This is a genomic window from Clostridium sp. UBA2485 (assembly GCF_002341865.1).
GTDB lineage: Bacteria > Bacillota > Clostridia > Clostridiales > Clostridiaceae > Clostridium_J.
The window spans coordinates 1-16,860 of the sequence record NZ_DDOV01000120.1 but is presented as its reverse complement, the minus strand read 5'-3'; the positions used below and the strand labels follow the sequence as shown (position 1 = coordinate 16,860).

The 16,860-nt window shown below is 29.0% G+C and carries 17 protein-coding genes; all 17 read left to right on the top strand.

Annotated features, from left to right (window positions below):
- Positions 1-381 precede the first annotated feature (381 nt).
- Positions 382-1,389 carry a phosphate acetyltransferase gene (pta, locus tag B3603_RS22665; protein WP_291569114.1) on the top strand — a complete coding sequence of 336 codons (1,008 nt, stop codon included), beginning with the start codon at positions 382-384 and terminating at the stop codon, positions 1,387-1,389.
- A 114-nt stretch (positions 1,390-1,503) separates the two neighbouring features.
- On the top strand, positions 1,504-2,700 hold the full coding sequence (locus B3603_RS22660) for an acetate kinase (protein ID WP_291569113.1): 1,197 nt from the start codon (positions 1,504-1,506) through the stop codon (positions 2,698-2,700).
- 242 nt (positions 2,701-2,942) lie between these two features.
- Positions 2,943-3,443: a YceD family protein gene (locus tag B3603_RS22655; protein WP_291569112.1), complete on the top strand. Its 501-nt coding sequence runs from the start codon at positions 2,943-2,945 to the stop codon at positions 3,441-3,443.
- Between the two features lie 12 nt (positions 3,444-3,455).
- Positions 3,456-3,638 carry a 50S ribosomal protein L32 gene (rpmF, locus tag B3603_RS22650; protein WP_039631819.1) on the top strand — a complete coding sequence of 61 codons (183 nt, stop codon included), beginning with the start codon at positions 3,456-3,458 and terminating at the stop codon, positions 3,636-3,638.
- Between the two features lie 176 nt (positions 3,639-3,814).
- Complete coding sequence (gene plsX / locus B3603_RS22645) at positions 3,815-4,822, top strand: phosphate acyltransferase PlsX (protein WP_291569111.1); 1,008 nt, start codon at positions 3,815-3,817, stop codon at positions 4,820-4,822.
- A gap of 142 nt (positions 4,823-4,964) precedes the next feature.
- Complete coding sequence (acpP, locus tag B3603_RS22640) at positions 4,965-5,198, top strand: acyl carrier protein (RefSeq protein WP_291569115.1); 234 nt, start codon at positions 4,965-4,967, stop codon at positions 5,196-5,198.
- Positions 5,199-5,323: 125 nt separating this feature from the next.
- On the top strand, positions 5,324-6,025 hold the full coding sequence (gene rnc, locus B3603_RS22635; protein ID WP_291569110.1) for a ribonuclease III: 702 nt from the start codon (positions 5,324-5,326) through the stop codon (positions 6,023-6,025).
- Entirely contained in the window at positions 6,018-7,085 is a 1,068-nt protein-coding gene (locus B3603_RS22630) for an elongator complex protein 3 (protein ID WP_291569109.1), read from the top strand. Before rnc ends, B3603_RS22630 begins: the two co-directional genes overlap by 8 nt.
- A 602-nt stretch (positions 7,086-7,687) precedes the next feature.
- The gene (gene smc, locus B3603_RS22625) at positions 7,688-11,248 is read left to right on the top strand and encodes a chromosome segregation protein SMC (RefSeq protein ID WP_291569108.1); all 3,561 of its coding nucleotides are present in this window, start codon (positions 7,688-7,690) and stop codon (positions 11,246-11,248) included.
- Between the two features lie 358 nt (positions 11,249-11,606).
- Positions 11,607-12,518, top strand: coding sequence for a signal recognition particle-docking protein FtsY (gene ftsY / locus B3603_RS22620; RefSeq protein ID WP_291569107.1), 912 nt, complete (start codon positions 11,607-11,609; stop codon positions 12,516-12,518).
- Positions 12,519-12,700: 182 nt separating this feature from the next.
- Complete coding sequence (locus B3603_RS22615) at positions 12,701-13,039, top strand: putative DNA-binding protein (protein WP_191741094.1); 339 nt, start codon at positions 12,701-12,703, stop codon at positions 13,037-13,039.
- Positions 13,040-13,049: 10 nt separating this feature from the next.
- Complete coding sequence (gene ffh, locus B3603_RS22610; protein ID WP_291569106.1) at positions 13,050-14,399, top strand: signal recognition particle protein; 1,350 nt, start codon at positions 13,050-13,052, stop codon at positions 14,397-14,399.
- A 37-nt stretch (positions 14,400-14,436) separates the two neighbouring features.
- Complete coding sequence (gene rpsP, locus B3603_RS22605; RefSeq protein ID WP_039631837.1) at positions 14,437-14,679, top strand: 30S ribosomal protein S16; 243 nt, start codon at positions 14,437-14,439, stop codon at positions 14,677-14,679.
- 31 nt (positions 14,680-14,710) lie between these two features.
- Positions 14,711-14,944, top strand: coding sequence for a KH domain-containing protein (locus B3603_RS22600; RefSeq protein ID WP_039631839.1), 234 nt, complete (start codon positions 14,711-14,713; stop codon positions 14,942-14,944).
- A 247-nt stretch (positions 14,945-15,191) separates the two neighbouring features.
- Positions 15,192-15,683 carry a ribosome maturation factor RimM gene (gene rimM / locus B3603_RS22595; RefSeq protein WP_291569105.1) on the top strand — a complete coding sequence of 164 codons (492 nt, stop codon included), beginning with the start codon at positions 15,192-15,194 and terminating at the stop codon, positions 15,681-15,683.
- Complete coding sequence (gene trmD, locus B3603_RS22590) at positions 15,683-16,408, top strand: tRNA (guanosine(37)-N1)-methyltransferase TrmD (RefSeq protein WP_291569104.1); 726 nt, start codon at positions 15,683-15,685, stop codon at positions 16,406-16,408. The genes rimM and trmD overlap by 1 nt, the downstream gene beginning before the upstream one ends.
- A gap of 110 nt (positions 16,409-16,518) precedes the next feature.
- Positions 16,519-16,860 (top strand): 50S ribosomal protein L19 (gene rplS / locus B3603_RS22585; RefSeq protein ID WP_291569103.1); only part of this gene is annotated, 342 nt, incomplete at its 3' end.

Genomic DNA, 16,860 nt, shown 5'->3' with positions numbered 1-16,860 from the left:
AATTGAAAAAGTTGTGAATTCATTAGTTCTAATTTTAGAACTTGTATATTTATATAATCTCGTTTTTAATTTGTATTATAAAACATCTTGAAAAAAATAACTAGTCATTATGTTATTCTATTTTATATTATACTTCATTTACATAATTCTCTAATATAATAACTATCATCAAAGACGGACTCCTTATCTGATAGAGAATATTTGCTTCAGCATTGACTAATTATTTTATTTCAANNATATTAATGCAGAAAAATCTATAAGTGGCAATTTTCAGAATTATATTATGTTAATAAAATTTTTGTTTTAGGTTGAAAATTATAGTAAAAAAGGGTTATATTAATAAGGGATGTTAGTGGTTTAAAACTGAAAGGAGATTTTGTGATGAGTTTTGTAGACAAGATTTGGAATTTAGCTCAAGCAGATATGAAAAAAATAGTTTTGCCAGAAGGCGATGAGGAAAGAAACTTAAAAGCTGCTGAGTTAATTAAAAAAAATGCTATAGCAGAAGTAGTTTTAGTTGGTGGTGAAGAGAAGGTTAAAGCCAATGCTAAAGCGTTTGGAGTAAATATAGAAGGAATAGAAATCATAGATCCAGAGACTTCAGATAAAACATCAAAATATGCTGAAGCTTTTTATGAGCTTAGAAAAAATAAGGGAGTAACACTAGAGAAAGCTATTGAAGTGGTAAAAGACCCAGTATATTTTGGAACAATGATGGTTAAAATGGACGATGTAGATGGATTAGTTTCAGGAGCAGTACATAGTACAGGTGATTTATTACGTCCTGGTCTTCAAATAATAAAAACAGCTCCAGGAATAAAGGTTGTATCAAGTTTCTTTGTAATGGAAGTTCCAAACTGTGAGTATGGTAAAGATGGTACTTTATTATTTGCTGATTGTGCAGTTAATCCGAACCCTAATGCGGAAGAATTAGCTTCAATAGCAATAAGTACAGCAGATAATGCTAAAGCACTATGTGGAATAGAACCTAAAATTGCAATGCTTTCATTCTCAAGTATGGGAAGTGCTAAACATGAAAATGTTGACAAAGTAAGAATAGCTACAGAGTCAGCTAGGGAGCAAAGACCAGATTTACAAATTGATGGAGAACTACAATTAGATGCTGCTATTGTGGATAAGGTTGCTAAACAAAAGGCACCAAATAGTTCTGTAGCAGGAAATGCTAATATTCTAGTATTCCCAGATTTACAAGCAGGAAACATAGGATATAAATTAGTTCAAAGATTTGCAAATGCTAAAGCTATAGGACCAGTTTGTCAAGGATTTGCAAAACCTATTAACGATTTATCAAGAGGTTGTAGCGCTGAAGATATAGTTAATGTTGTAGCTATAACTGCTATACAAGCTCAACAGTCTTGCAATAAGTAAAAGTTATATTATATACTAAAGACTGTAAGCTTTTAATAACAATTTTATTAAAAGTAATTTTGGAAGAATTACTAAATAACAAATAACAAAGGTGTCATTAAGGAGGAGTTATCAATGAAAGTACTTGTAATCAATTGCGGAAGTTCTTCATTAAAGTATCAATTAATTAACATGGAAAATGAAGATGCTATAGCACAAGGATTAGTAGAAAGAATAGGAATAGAGGGTTCAATATTAACTCAAAAGGTTCCAGGAAGAGATAAATACATAATCGAAGTTCCAATGGAAAGCCATAAAGAGGCTATAAAACACGTTATAGATAGCTTAACTGATAAAGTACATGGAGTTATATCTAACATGTCAGAAATCAATGCTGTAGGACATAGAGTTGTTCATGGTGGAGAAAAGTATGCTGAATCAGTTATCATCAATGATGAGGTTATGGCTAAATTAGAAGAGTGTGTAAAACTTGCACCACTTCATAACCCAGCAAACATAATAGGAATTAATGCATGTAAAGAATTAATGCCAAGCACACCAATGGTTGCAGTATTTGATACAGCATTCCATCAAACAATGCCAAAAGAAGCATTTATATATCCATTACCATATGAGTTATATGAAAAGTATGGAATAAGAAAATATGGATTCCATGGAACATCTCATAAATTTGTATCTGCTCAAGTTGCTGAAATGATGGGTAAAGATATAAAAGATATTAAAATTATCACTTGTCACTTAGGAAATGGTGCTAGTTTATCAGCAGTTAAAAATGGTGAATCAGTAGATACAAGCATGGGATTTACTCCACTTGAAGGAATAGCTATGGGAACTAGATGTGGAAACATTGACCCTGCTATAGTTACTTTCTTAATGAAGGAAGAAAATATGAGTGTTGATGAAGTGAATAACTTATTAAACAAAAAATCAGGAGTTCTAGGAATTTCAGGAGTAAGTAGTGACTTTAGAGATATAGAAGGAGCTGCTGATGAAGGAAATGAAAGAGCTAAACTTGCATTAGATGTTTATAACTATAGAGTAAGACAAATGATAGGTTCTTATGCTGCAGCTATGGGCGGAGTTGATGCTGTTGTATTTACAGCAGGATTAGGAGAAAATTCTCCAGTTACAAGAGAAGATATATGCAAAGGCTTAGAATTCATGGGAATTAAAATTGATTCTGAGAAAAACAATGTAAGAGGAAAAGCTGTAGACGTAAGTGCTGCTGATGCTAAAGTTAAGGTTTTCGTTGTACCAACTAACGAAGAATTAGTAATAGCAAGGGATACTCAAGATTTAACTTCTAAATAGTTTTTAAATAATAATTAGCTGCTGCCTTTCCTTAATATGTTTTTAAACATACAAATAATTCTTGACTTTTAAAGTTATAATTTATATAATAGTTTATGTTTGAAAATAGTAGAAATCTTGAATAAACATAAGGAGGGGCGTAGTAGCTTTGCTCAAGCTATGTGATTAAATTCGCATTATGTATGATGAGCTATTCATATGAGAAGAATATTTTGTAATATTTTTTCGGAGCGTTAAAAATTATGAATATTGACCTTTCAGAATTAAAGAATAAGAAGCATGGAAAAAGAGAGCTTGACTTAGAGATATCTAAAGAAAGTTTTAATGACAGTGGTGAAATTATAAAGTTCACTAAGCCTATAAAATTCAGAGGAATAGTCAGATTAATTGATAATATTTATGAATTAACTGGAAATGTTGAAACTGAGGTTTTATTACCTTGTTCAAGATGTAGTGAGAGCTTTTCTTATGATGTAAATATGGACATAAACGAAAAGTTATCTGATACTATTGAAGATGAAGACGGAGAAATTATCTCAATTAAGAATGATAAAATAGATATTTACCAAATAATAGAAAACAATCTTTATATAGAGCTTCCTGTAAAAAAACTTTGCAAGGAAGGCTGTAAAGGCCTGTGCCAACACTGTGGAACGAATCTAAATCATAATTCATGTGACTGTGAAAAAGATGATCTTGATCCAAGGTTGGCAAAGTTAAAAGAATTGTTTTCAAACCCGTAAGGAGGTGTTACTATGGGAAATCCTGCGAGAAAATTTTCTAAAGCTAGAAGAGATTCAAGAAGAGCGCAAACATTCAAACTTGGTTTACCAGGAATAGTTGAATGCCCTCAGTGCCATGAAATGAAACTTGCTCACAGAGTTTGTAAGAACTGTGGACACTACAAAAATAGAGAAGTTGTTTCAACTGAGAAATAAAAAAGAAAGTCACTTGACTTTCTTTTATTTTTTATATAATATTTTTTATAAATATAAGAATAAAGTAGAATTTTTTACAAAGTTTAATATATAATATTTATAATGACAACTTATATATAATTTTTTTTATTTAGTAACTTATAGAAAAAGTTGATAAAAGTAAGTGAGGGTTAAAAATGAAATTTGCAGTAGATGGAATGGGTGGAGATTTTTCACCTTCAGCGATAGTAGAAGGGGCGGTATTGGCAGTAAAAGAGTATAATGATATAGAACTCATTATAACCGGTCCAGAAGAAGAGATAGCTAAAGAATTAAGCAAATACGACTATGATAAAGAAAAGATTACTATAGTGAATGCTACAGAGATTATAAGCCCTAATGAAGAGCCTGTAAAAGCTATTAGAAGAAAAAAGGATTCTAGTATTTCTAAGGCATTACAATTAGTTAAAGAAAAAAAGGTAGATGGAATTATATCTGCTGGAAGTACAGGGGCTTTTTTAGCAGGTTGTACTCTTATAGTTGGTAGATTAAAAGGTATTGATAGACCGGCATTAGCACCAGTTTTACCAGGAATTAATGGTCCATTTATGATTATAGATGTAGGTGCAAATGCAGATTGTAAGCCTCATTATTTAGTTCAATTTGCTCTAATGGGAAAAATTTATTTTGAAAATGTATTAAATACTAAAAATCCTAATATAGGACTTATAAATATTGGTGCAGAAGAAGAGAAAGGTAATGAGCTTACTAAAAATGCTCATAAGCTTTTAAAGAATACGGAGTATAATTTTGTTGGAAATGTTGAGCCAAGAGATATTACTCAAGGCGATGTTAAGGTATTGGTATGTGATGGCTTTGTAGGAAACACGGTACTTAAAATGTACGAAGGGGTAGCTGCTAGCATATTTTCAATATTAAAAGAGAATATAATGAGTTCTTTTACAACAAAATTAGGTGGTATGCTCTTAAAACCTGTTTTTAAGAAGATTAAAAGTGATTTTGACTATACAGAATATGGTGGAGCTACCTTTTTAGGTGTTAATGGGATTTGTGTTAAGGCTCATGGAAGTTCAAATGCAAAGGCTTTTAAAAATGCGATAAGACAAGCAAAAGTAGCATATGATAATAAAATTGTTGAAAAAATACAAGTAGAACTTGAAAATTTAGGAACAGAAAAAGAGTAAAAGAATAAAATATCATGAATAATATTATTAAATTGAAGTATATTATTAAAATATATTAAAAAAATTAAAAATCTATTGATTACTTTCAATATAACTATTAATATTTAATTGAAATGTTTTTAATTTATTAGGAGGCTGAATAATTATGTTTGAAAAAATAAGAGAGAGAATAGCTGAACAATTAAGCATAGAGGAAGATGAGATTAAAATGGAATCATCTTTCATAGATGATTTAGGTGCTGATTCACTAGATATAGTTGAGCTAATAATGGCATTAGAGGAAGAATTCGATATAGAAATACCTGATGAAGAAGCAGAGAAAATATCTACAGTGGGTGATGTAGTCGAATACATAAAAGCACGTGTAGAAGAATAAAATCTAAGTTCCGCTAATTGCGGGACTTTATTTTCATATAAAAGGAATAAAAGCAAGGAGTTCTTTCTTGAATTTATTAATGAGGTAATAAATTGAGGAATAAACTCCTAAGAAGGAGTAAAAAAATGAAGATTAGACCTAGCACACTAGAATTGGAAAATAAATTACAGTTAAACTTTGATAATTTAGAATTACTACAAACAGCAATTACTCATAGTTCCTATGCTAATCAAAAAAAAGATGTAGATTACAATGAGAGATTGGAGTTTTTAGGAGACTCAGTACTTCAACTTGTAATTTCTCAACATTTATTTTCAAACAATATAAATGAAAGTGAAGGATACTTAACAAGGGTTAGATCACTAATTGTTTGTGAGAATTCTCTTTATGAAATAGCTAAAGGATGGAATCTAGGTTCTTATATAACTATGAGTAAGGGTGAAGAAATGACTGGTGGAAGAACTAGAGTATCTATTTTAGCAGATGCTGTAGAAGCTATAATTGCTGCTATTTATTTAGATAAGGGGCTAGAGTATGTAAGAGAGTTCATATTAACCAATTTTAAGAATATAATCTATAAGGCTTTAAAAAATCAAATAATAATTGATTATAAAACAAAACTTCAAGAAATTCTTCAAAAAAATGGAGAGGTATCTATAATTTATAACCTAATTAAATATGAAGGTCCTCCTCATAGAAGGTTATTTTATGTTGAGGTTTTGATAAATGGCATATCTAAAGGTAGCGGTGTAGGCTATAGCAAGAAAGAGGCGGAACAAAGTGCTGCCAGGGAAGTGCTTTTAACTAAGGAGGAAATATATGAATAAACTTCATTACATAATCCCAATATTTGTACCTCATGAAGGATGTCCTCATACCTGTGTATTTTGTAATCAAGATAGTATTACAGGAAGCTGTTTTAAAATTAATGGAGAATTTGTAGAAAATACTATAAAAGAATATTTAGAAACTATAGATAGAGAAAGTTCAGTTGTAGAAGTATCTTTTTTTGGAGGAACTTTTACAGCCATAGATATAAATAAACAAAATGAGCTGCTTTCCGTAGCAAAGAATTATAAGGATTGTAACAAGATAGATTATATAAGGTTATCAACAAGGCCAGATTACATAGATGATAAAATATTAGCTAACCTTAAAGAACATTCTGCTGACATAATAGAGTTAGGGGTGCAATCACTTGATGATGAAGTTTTAATAAAATCTGGAAGAGGACATAGCGCTGATGATGTAGAAAAAGCATCAAAGTTAATTAAAGAATATGGATTTACTTTAGGGCATCAAATCATGCTAGGATTACCTGGAGATAATAGGGAAAAGGATATATTAACTGCTCGAAAAAGCATAGCAATGAAACCTGATATATGTAGAATATATCCCTCTCTTGTGATAAAAAATACACCTATGGAAACTTTGTTAGAAAGAGGAGAATATAAGCCTTATGATTTAGAAGAGGCAGTTGAAATTAGCAAAATAATATATGGTATGTATGTAGAAAGTGGTATTAAGGTTATAAGAATAGGACTTCAACCTACAGAAGAGATAAATTACGGTAAGGAAATAGTTGAAGGTCCCTTCCATCCTGCTTTTAGAGAATTAGTAGAAAGTTCTATATACCAAGAATTAATAGTGGAGTATTTTAAAAGCAATAGTGATATTGAAAGTATTTCTATAAACCCTAAGGATGTATCAAAACTTTATGCTAATAAGAAAAAATATTTTAATGAGGCTTTAAAAATATTAGGATTGAGAAAACTAAAAATCAATCAAGATATATCAGTAAAAAGGGGAGAACTAAGGTTTAATTTAAAGGAAAATACTGAGGAAATAACCTTAGAAAATTATTTGAGAAGAAAATTTACTATATAGAATCAAATATTAAATTTTATTATCATTCTTAAATTTAAATATCATTTAAAAATGGAATTTAAAACTCTTGATATTGCTAGATTTCAAAAATGAAGTTTTGTAAATCAAGAGTTTTTTAAATATTTTATGTTATAAATATTAAGATTTTTAAAATAAAAAATAGTTGACATTAACTATAATATCTTTATTTAGAACTATCACAAAAATAACTAATCAGTATTTTAACTCATTTTATATCATACTGGCTAGTTATTTTATTTTAAACATTTTATCAACAGAAATTTGTAAAAATTTATCTAATATAAAATCAAAATAATTTTAACTAATTGACAATTAACAGTGAATAAATGACAATTAATAATGAATTTAATTTTATAAAATTAATTCTATTAAATTTACACTTGTATCTCTAAGAGCTATTAATGTTTTTGTTTGATATTTTAAAGTAAATAATATAAACTAAATTATAGTAAAAGAAGGTGAAAATTGTGAAAAAGAGAAAAAGAGAAAAATTAGCCAAAATATTAGCAGCTGTAATTTCTATGTTCATGTTATTAGGAATTATATTGCCATTAATTATAACAAATTAGGAGAGTGAATAGATGTTCTTAAAATCTATTGAGATTAGAGGTTTTAAGTCCTTTGCAGATAAAACGGAACTTACATTTAAAAAGGGAGTAACTGCTGTAGTAGGGCCTAATGGAAGCGGAAAAAGTAATATATCAGATGCAGTAAGATGGGTTTTAGGAGAGCAGAGTGTTAGGAACTTAAGAGGAGATAAAATGGAGGATGTAATTTTTGCAGGTACTCAATTTAGAAAACCTGTGGGACTTGCACAAGTTTCTCTTATTTTGGATAACTCTGATTCAGAGCTAGGCATTGAATATTCTGATGTAGTTATTTCAAGAAGACTTTATCGCTCAGGAGAAAGCGAATATTTAATAAATAATACTATATGTAGATTAAAAGATGTACAAGCTTTGTTTATGGATACAGGTATAGGTAAAGAAGGATATTCCATAATAGGTCAAGGTAAAATAGATGCTATACTTAGTGGAAAGCCAGAAGAAAGAAGAAAACTTTTAGAAGAAGCTGCTGGAATTGTTAAATATAAAACTAGAAAAGAAGAAGCAGAAAGAAAGTTAGATAATACAGAACAAAATCTAGTAAGAATACATGATATATTAGACACTTATGAGGAAAGATTAGAACCTCTTAGAATTGAAAGTAATAAAGCTAAAAGATTCTTAGAACTATCAAATCAATTAAAAAATGATGAAATTAATATTATTATTGATTTTATAGAAAAAACTGAAATTAAAATTTCTAGTTATAAAGGACAATGCGAAGCTATAAATAAAGAATTGCAAGAAAAGTTAAATGAAAGAAGAAAAATAAAAGAGCAAATAGATATTCAAAGCATTAGTTTAGAACAATTTGAAAATAAAATATCTGAAGATAAACAAAAGTTTTATGATAATAAATCAAAGCATCAACAAATATTATCAGAGATTAAAATCTTAGAAGAAAGAATAGAGTTAGTTAATAAATCTATAGGAAAAAATATTGAAGAAATAGAAAAATTAAATTTAAAGACTGAATCTTTAAAAGATGAGATAGATAAATTAGAAGTAAGTTTAAGTGATTCTAAAGAAAATCAAAAAAACGTAGAAGATAAAATCAAGACTAAGGAAGAGGAAATAAAAAAATTAAATGATGATACCTTTAATGAAAATGAAAGATTACTAACTCTTCAATCAAAAAAGCAGAGCCTTTTAGATAATAGAAATCTTCAAAATAATAGCATAATGATATTAGATAGCCAGTTAAAAATTTTAAATGAAAAACTTCAAGGACTTAAAGTAGATATGGAGGGGTTTGTTAATTCATTAAAAATTAATAATTCTACTAAAGCTGTCCTTGAAATAGAATCTAGTAAACTTTTAGAAAAAATAAATAGCTACGAGGATAAAGTTAAAACTAACAAAAATGAAATTGGAAGATTAAGACATAGTCAGACCTTAGAAGAAAAAAAGCTTAAGGAGTTAGTTGCTAATTCCAATAAGATAGATGCTAATTTAAACATGCTTATCAATTTAGATAAGCAATATGAAGGATATAATAGGTCTGTTAAACTTTTAATGCAACATATAGATTCAAAAAAAGTACTTAATTTTAAAGGTAGTTGTTATATTTTAGGAGAAATTATAAAAGTTGATAAAAAATATGAAACAGCCATGGAAATCGCACTAGGAGGAAGCTTATCTAATATAATTACAGAAGATGAAAATGGTGCAAAGATTCTAATTGAATATTTGAAAAAAAATAGCTTAGGTAGAGCTACATTTTTACCATTAAGCACAGTTGAAGGTAAAAGCTTAGAACTTAGCAGTAATATTAAAGATACCTTTGGATATATTGGAATTGCTAGTGAACTTATAGATTTTCATAATAAGTTTAAAGGTATAATTGATTATACCTTAGGAAAAACCATAATATGTGATAATATGGATAATGCACTTAAAATAGCTAAGTTGCTAAATTATAAACAAAAAATTGTAACTTTATCTGGAGAAGTCGTAAATCCTGGTGGTGCCCTAACGGGAGGAAGCATTTACTCTAAGTCTACTAATGTAATAGGAAGAAAAAGAGAGATTGAAGAACTTAGAGTTAAATTTAACCATATAAATGATGAAATTGAAAATGAAAATATTTTAGTAAAAAAATTAAATGAAAATATTAAAACTTTAGACGAAGAAAATTTAAACTTAAGAGATGAAATTCACTTTGAAAATATAGAGAAAACTAAAGTACAAAGTAAGATAAATTCCATTTCTGAGGAGGAAGCTAAGCTTCAAATAGATTTGGAAAGGGCTAGAGTAAATTTAAAAAATACAGAAAATGAAATTTCTTTAAACAGTGAAAAGTTAAAGGAATCTAGAGAAAATATAAATTCTATAGAGGATAAAATAAAAGTTATAGATAATGAAGAAGAAATTTTAAAAAGCAAGTTAAAAGAAAGTGATGAAAATGTTGGAAAGTATAGAGAGGTTTTAACTGACCTTAGAGTTGAAAAAGCGAAGATTGATGAAATTACCATTAACAAAGGCAATGAGCTTTCAAGAATAAATGAGGAAATTAAAGACTATACTTGTAAGATAGAAATACTTAATAAAGAAGCTGAAGGTTTAAAGGAAAATAGAGATAACTATCAAGAGATTTTAAGAAATAATAAAATTACTGTTAAAGACACTTTAGAGATGTTATCTAATATGGAAAAACTTATATCAGATAATGAAATTGAAAAGATAAAATTAAAAGAAAACATAACCCAAATTAAATCTAAAGAAGAAGATTTAATTTTAGAACTAGAAGCTTCAGAAAAAGAATTGCACAAGTATCAAGTAACTTTAGCTAGAATAGAAACAGAAAAGGAAAGCCTTCTTAATAAATTAAATGAGGAATATGAATTGACTTATGCAGAGGCGTTAAATTTTAAAGAACCTATAGACAATGTAACTAAACTTAAGGAAAATGTTGTGCAAATTAAACAAGAAATTAATAGTTTAGGCTCGGTAAATGTAGGTGCTATTGAGGAGTATAAAGAGGTTAAGGAAAAGTATAGCTTTATGACTTCTCAAAGAGAAGATTTAGTTCAAGCAAAGGATGAACTTTTAAAAGTTATTGAAGAGATGACTAGTAAAATGAGAATAGTATTTAAAGAAAATTTTTCAATACTGAGAAAAAATTTTAATGAAACCTTTAAAGAATTATTTAAAGGTGGAAGTGCAGATTTAATATTAACAGATGGAGATGAATTGACCTCGAAAATAGACATTAACGTAGAGCCTCCAGGAAAGAAACTTCAGAATATAAATCTTTTATCTGGAGGAGAAAAGGTGTTATCTGCTATAGCACTTTTATTTGGTATATTAAAGATGAAACCAACTCCATTTTGTATACTAGATGAGATTGAAGCTGCTCTGGATGATGCTAATGTAGTTAGATATGCGGAGTTTTTAAAGAAATTCTCAAATAATATTCAATTTATAGTTATTACCCATAGAAAAGGTACAATGGAAGCTAGTGACGTACTTTATGGAGTAACCATGGAAGAAAAAGGAGTATCAAAGGTAGTTTCTGTTGATTTTATGCATCTTTAATCAATGGAGAATTGAAAATTTCGGTTGAAATTAATTCTTATAAATTAATTTCTTTTAAAATTTAGTTAAAAAGCATAGCTTTTTAACTGCTTGCTAATAAAAGCTTATAATTTTTATTAGCGTATAAAAATAAATTCAATTAGTTTTGCAAATTAATCAGTTTAAAAATTCTCACGCTTTGCTGAGAATTCACCATAATTGTCCATTGTCAATAGTCAATTCGTATTATATAAGGTGGAAATTTTAATAATTTAGTAACACAATTATATAAATCTATAAATTAAATTTAGAAGTAGTACATCTATAATTATAGTATGTTCTATACCTGACATCATAAATAAAGCAAGGAGGAAAATTTATGTTTGGAAATTTTTTTGAAAAACTTAAAACTGGTCTAACAAAAACAAGAGATAGTATTAGTAATGCAGTATCAGAGGTTTTAAATCTTGCTGTTACTATAGATGAAGACCTTTATGAAGAATTGGAAGAGGCTCTAATTGTTAGTGATATAGGAGTTGAAACATCTGTAGAAATTATTGAAAGACTAAAAGCAAAAATTAAAAGCGACAAAATTAAGGATGTAGAAATGGTTAAGCCTTGTATGAAGGAAGTTATAATCGAGATGATGGGGGAAGAAGAAAACACTTTAATTCCTAAAAATCTTCCAGAAATTAAGCTGATAATTGGTGTTAATGGAGTAGGTAAAACTACATCTATAGGTAAAATTGCTGCAAGGATTAAGGCAGAAAACTATAAGGTGCTATTAGCAGCAGCAGATACATTTAGAGCAGCAGCTATTGACCAATTAGAGGTATGGAGTAAAAGAGCAAACGTGGATATAGTAAAACATCAAGAAGGATCTGATCCAGCAGCAGTAGTCTATGATGCAGTGCAAGCTGCCAAAGCTAGAAAAGTTGATGTATTAATCTGTGATACAGCAGGAAGGCTACATAATAAAAAAAATTTAATGGATGAGCTTGGAAAGATTAATAGAATAATTGACAGAGAGTACGGTGAAGCTCATAGAGAAACACTGTTAGTTTTAGATGCAACTACAGGACAAAATGCAGTTATTCAGGCTAAACAATTTATGGAGGTATGTCCAATTGATGGTATAATACTTACAAAACTTGATGGTACTGCTAAAGGTGGAGTAGTTATTTCCATTAAAAATCAATTAAACATTCCTGTTAGATTTATAGGGGTTGGAGAAGGAATTGATGATCTGCAAGAATTTAGTTCAAGGGAATTTGTAGAGGCACTATTCTAAAAAAAAATTAAATATAAAATCTACTATGGTAAAAAGTTAAAAACTTATAGATGATTCTATATTTAAATGATAAAATAAAAAGTAATTATAAGCTCAAATAAAAATATTTAGGGTGTTAAGTAAAAATACTTGACAGCTATATTTATTTTTGCTAATATATGCTTTGTGAGTAAGGTGATTACATGGAAAAAAGATTAGAGTTATCATTACTTTTAGATTTTTATGGTCCGTTGCTTACAGAAAAACAAAGAGACATAATGGGCTTGTATTTTAATGATGATTTATCTTTAAAGGAAATATCAGAAATTACAAATACTAGTAGGCAGGCAATACATGATTTAATAAAAAGATGTAACAGTCTCTTATTAGAGTACGAAAAAAAACTTCATCTTTTAGAAAAAAGTTTAGAAATTCAAAATTCTAAGCAAAGAATAATAAAAAAAATAAGTAATTTAAATATAGAGGACCATGAAAAGTCCGAAGTAATCAATGATATAATCAAAAATATTATTGAAATTTAGGAGGTTTACTATGGCTTTCGAAGGATTAACTTCTAAGTTGCAAGAAACCATAAAAAAATTAAAAGGTAAAGGCAAACTTTCAGAAAAAGATATAAAAGATGCTATGAGGGAAGTTAAGCTAGCACTGTTAGAAGCAGACGTTAACTATAAAGTTGTTAAAAGCTTTGTTAAAGACGTTAGTGAGAAATGCCTTGGAAATGAAGTTTTAGAAAGTTTAACTCCAGGACAACAGGTAATTAAAATAGTTAATGATGAATTAACTGGACTTATGGGAAATGTGGAAAGTAAGCTTCAATTAAATCCAAATGGAATTTCTGTGATTATGCTAGTGGGGCTTCAAGGTGCTGGTAAAACAACGATGGCTGGTAAGCTTGCACTTAACCTTAGAAAAAACAATAAGAAACCTCTTTTAGTAGCATGTGATATATATAGACCTGCCGCAATTAAACAGCTTCAAGTGGTAGGAAAATCAATAGATGTACCAGTGTTTACTATGGGAGATAAAACAAGTCCAGTGGATATTGCTAAAGCATCTATAGAAAATGCTAAAAATAATGGATGCAATGTAGTAATTGTTGATACTGCTGGAAGACTTCATATAGATGAAGAATTGATGAATGAACTTAAAGATGTAAAAGAAAATATAGATCCTAATGAAATACTATTAGTAGTTGACTCAATGACAGGTCAAGATGCAGTAAATGTAGCTGAAAGCTTTAATTCTCAACTAGACATATCAGGTGTAATATTAACAAAACTTGATGGAGATACAAGAGGAGGAGCTGCACTTTCGATAAAGGCTATGACTAGTAAGCCGATAAAATATGTTGGTATGGGAGAAAAAATGTCTGATCTTGAAGTATTCCATCCAGAAAGAATGGCTTCTAGAATATTGGGTATGGGAGACGTACTTTCTCTTATCGAAAAAGCACAATCTGCCATTGATGAGCAAAAAGCTCAGGAATTAGGAAATAGGATGTTAAATCAAGAATTTAACTTTGAAGATTTTCTAGATATGCTTAATCAAATGAAAAAATTAGGACCTTTAGGTAAAATTATGGAAATGATGCCTGGAATGAATTCTAAAGAATTAAAAGGATTAGATCTTTCACAAGGAGAGAAGGAAATGGATAAGATAGAGGCAATAATAAGTTCCATGACCTTTGAGGAAAGAAGAAAGCCTAATCTAATATCATCTTCACCATCAAGAAAGAAAAGAATCGCTAATGGTTCAGGTACTTCAATTCAAGAAGTAAATAAAATTTTAAAACATTTTGATATGATGAAGAAAACTATGAAGAATATGAAGGGTATGCAAAAGTCAATGAAAAAGGGTATGTTTGGAAAGTTACCTTTTTAATTATATGATATTAATCCTTTAAAGGAGGTGAAAAAACATGGCAGTAAAAATTAGATTAAAAAGAATGGGTGCTAAAAGAGCTCCTTTCTACAGAATTATAGTAGCTGATTCAAGATCTCCAAGAGATGGAAGATTTATTGATGAAATAGGATATTACAATCCAACAACAGAGCCAGTTACAGTTAAAATAGACGAAGAGAAAGCAAACAAGTGGGTAAAAAATGGTGCACAACCAACAGATACGGTAAAAAGACTTTTCAACAATGCTGGAATAAAATAGTAAGTTGTTGATTTGAATGGAGGAGCATTCCATGAAAAAGTTACTTGAAGTTATTGCTAAATCTTTAGTTGACAATCCCGATGCCGTAGTAATAAATGAAGTTGCTAGTGACCATTCTATAATATTAGAATTAAAGGTTGATAAGGCAGATATGGGAAAGGTAATTGGAAAACAGGGAAGAATAGCAAAGTCTATTAGAACTGTTGTAAAAGCAGCGGCTGTTAAAGAAAATAAAAGAGTTGTTGTAGAAATAATAGAAACATAAGAGTTAGGGTATCCTAACTCTTATTTTATAATTATAATTAATTATGACAATAAATTATAGGGATTTCATATAAAAACTTAAAAGAATATATGCTAAAAAGCTCCGAAGGGCTTGAAAGTGGAGTTTAAATCATAATTTTTAAATTCCCATTTATAGATAAAAATTTTCTTATGAAAATTGAAATATTGTATAAATTAAATTTTGATTTGGGAACCCTATAATAAAATTCTAGGAGGAGCTTTTAAAAATGAAAGAGTTTATGAGCATAGGGCAAATAACTAAGCCTCACGGAGTTAGAGGAGAGGTAAAAGTTTTTTCACTGGCAGATAGTTTGGAAGAATTTACAGTGTTAAAAAAAGTATATATAGATGGGGTAGAGAGAGAAATTACTTCTTGCAAGCTGCAAAGTGATAGAGCAATACTTAAAATTGAAGGTATAGACTCTATGGATGAAGCTGAAAAATATAGAAATAAATATTTAAAAATCCATAGAGAAGACGCCAAAGAGCTACCAGAAGACAGTTATTATATAGCAGATTTAATTGATTGTAAAGTCTTTGATACTGAAGGAGAAGAATTAGGCACAGTATATGATGTTATTGAAACAGGAAGCAATGATGTATATTGGGTTAAAGGAGAAAAAGAAGTTCTTATTCCTGCTTTAAAAGATATTGTGGTTAAAGTAGATATTGAAAATAATGAAATAACAATAAAACCTGTCAATGTTTGGTCAGAATAATGAAAATACATATATTAACCCTTTTTCCTGAAATGTTTGATGTGTTTAATCACAGCATTATAGGAAGAGCACAAAGTGAAAAAATATTAGAAATAAATTGTGTAAATATTAGAGATTATGCAAAAAATAAACATAAGAAAGTAGATGACTATCCTTATGGTGGTGGTGCGGGAATGGTAATGACCCCTCAACCTATAGTAGATTGCATAAAGAATGTTAAAGATGTTAATAATGGTAAGGTGATATTTCTAGGACCTAGAGGTAAAACTTTTGATCAAGAAATAGCTAAGGAATTAAGTAATGAAAAAGAATTAATTTTCTTATGTGGTCACTATGAAGGCATAGATGAAAGAGTTTATGATTACATAGATATGGAGCTATCCTTAGGTGATTTTGTGCTAACTGGTGGTGAAATGGCATGTATACCCATTGTAGATAGTATAAGTAGAATGATTCCTAAAGTATTATCTTGCGATGAAAGTTTTATGGACGAATCTTTTTATGATGGATTGCTAGAATATCCCCAATATACAAGACCTTACGACTTTGAAGGAAAAAAGGTTCCAGAGGTTTTAATTTCAGGGCATCATGATAATATAAGAAAATATAGAAGACTTCAATCCTTGCTTATAACTAAAAAAAAGAGAAATGACCTATATAAAAACATTGAACTTACAAAAGAAGATAAAAAATTATTAGAGAATTACTATAAAAGTCAAAAATAGTATTGATATGATATTTTTTATGTGATAAAATGTGTTTTGTGCTAGTACGGGCGGTCCTCTGTCATGATACATGATTATGAACGTCAAATAAAGCTTAGGAGGGAATGCACATGTTAGATATAATAAAAGCTATAGAAGCTGAACAAATTAGAAATGACTTACCAGAATTCAATGTTGGAGACACTGTTAAAGTTCACATCAGAATCAGTGAAGGAAACAAAGAAAGAATTCAGATTTTTGAAGGAACTGTACTTAAAAGACAAAACGGTGGATTAAGAGAAACTTTTACTGTAAGAAGAGTAGCTTCAGGAGTTGGAGTAGAAAAAACTTTCCCAGTTAATGCTCCAGTTATAGAGAAAGTTGACGTTGTAAGAAGAGGTAAAAAAAAAAAAAAAAAAAATTTTTTTTTTTTAAAAAAAAAAAAAGAAAAAAGAAAAATAAAAAAAAAAAAA

Coding starts and splice junctions, on each gene's coding strand:
- pta (WP_291569114.1), top strand. CDS start 382: ATGAGTTTTGTAGACAAGATTTGGAATTTAGCTCAAGCAGATATGAAA.
- B3603_RS22660 (WP_291569113.1), top strand. CDS start 1,504: ATGAAAGTACTTGTAATCAATTGCGGAAGTTCTTCATTAAAGTATCAA.
- B3603_RS22655 (WP_291569112.1), top strand. CDS start 2,943: ATGAATATTGACCTTTCAGAATTAAAGAATAAGAAGCATGGAAAAAGA.
- rpmF (WP_039631819.1), top strand. CDS start 3,456: ATGGGAAATCCTGCGAGAAAATTTTCTAAAGCTAGAAGAGATTCAAGA.
- plsX (WP_291569111.1), top strand. CDS start 3,815: ATGAAATTTGCAGTAGATGGAATGGGTGGAGATTTTTCACCTTCAGCG.
- rnc (WP_291569110.1), top strand. CDS start 5,324: ATGAAGATTAGACCTAGCACACTAGAATTGGAAAATAAATTACAGTTA.
- B3603_RS22630 (WP_291569109.1), top strand. CDS start 6,018: ATGAATAAACTTCATTACATAATCCCAATATTTGTACCTCATGAAGGA.
- smc (WP_291569108.1), top strand. CDS start 7,688: ATGTTCTTAAAATCTATTGAGATTAGAGGTTTTAAGTCCTTTGCAGAT.
- ftsY (WP_291569107.1), top strand. CDS start 11,607: ATGTTTGGAAATTTTTTTGAAAAACTTAAAACTGGTCTAACAAAAACA.
- B3603_RS22615 (WP_191741094.1), top strand. CDS start 12,701: ATGGAAAAAAGATTAGAGTTATCATTACTTTTAGATTTTTATGGTCCG.
- ffh (WP_291569106.1), top strand. CDS start 13,050: ATGGCTTTCGAAGGATTAACTTCTAAGTTGCAAGAAACCATAAAAAAA.
- rpsP (WP_039631837.1), top strand. CDS start 14,437: ATGGCAGTAAAAATTAGATTAAAAAGAATGGGTGCTAAAAGAGCTCCT.
- B3603_RS22600 (WP_039631839.1), top strand. CDS start 14,711: ATGAAAAAGTTACTTGAAGTTATTGCTAAATCTTTAGTTGACAATCCC.
- rimM (WP_291569105.1), top strand. CDS start 15,192: ATGAAAGAGTTTATGAGCATAGGGCAAATAACTAAGCCTCACGGAGTT.
- trmD (WP_291569104.1), top strand. CDS start 15,683: ATGAAAATACATATATTAACCCTTTTTCCTGAAATGTTTGATGTGTTT.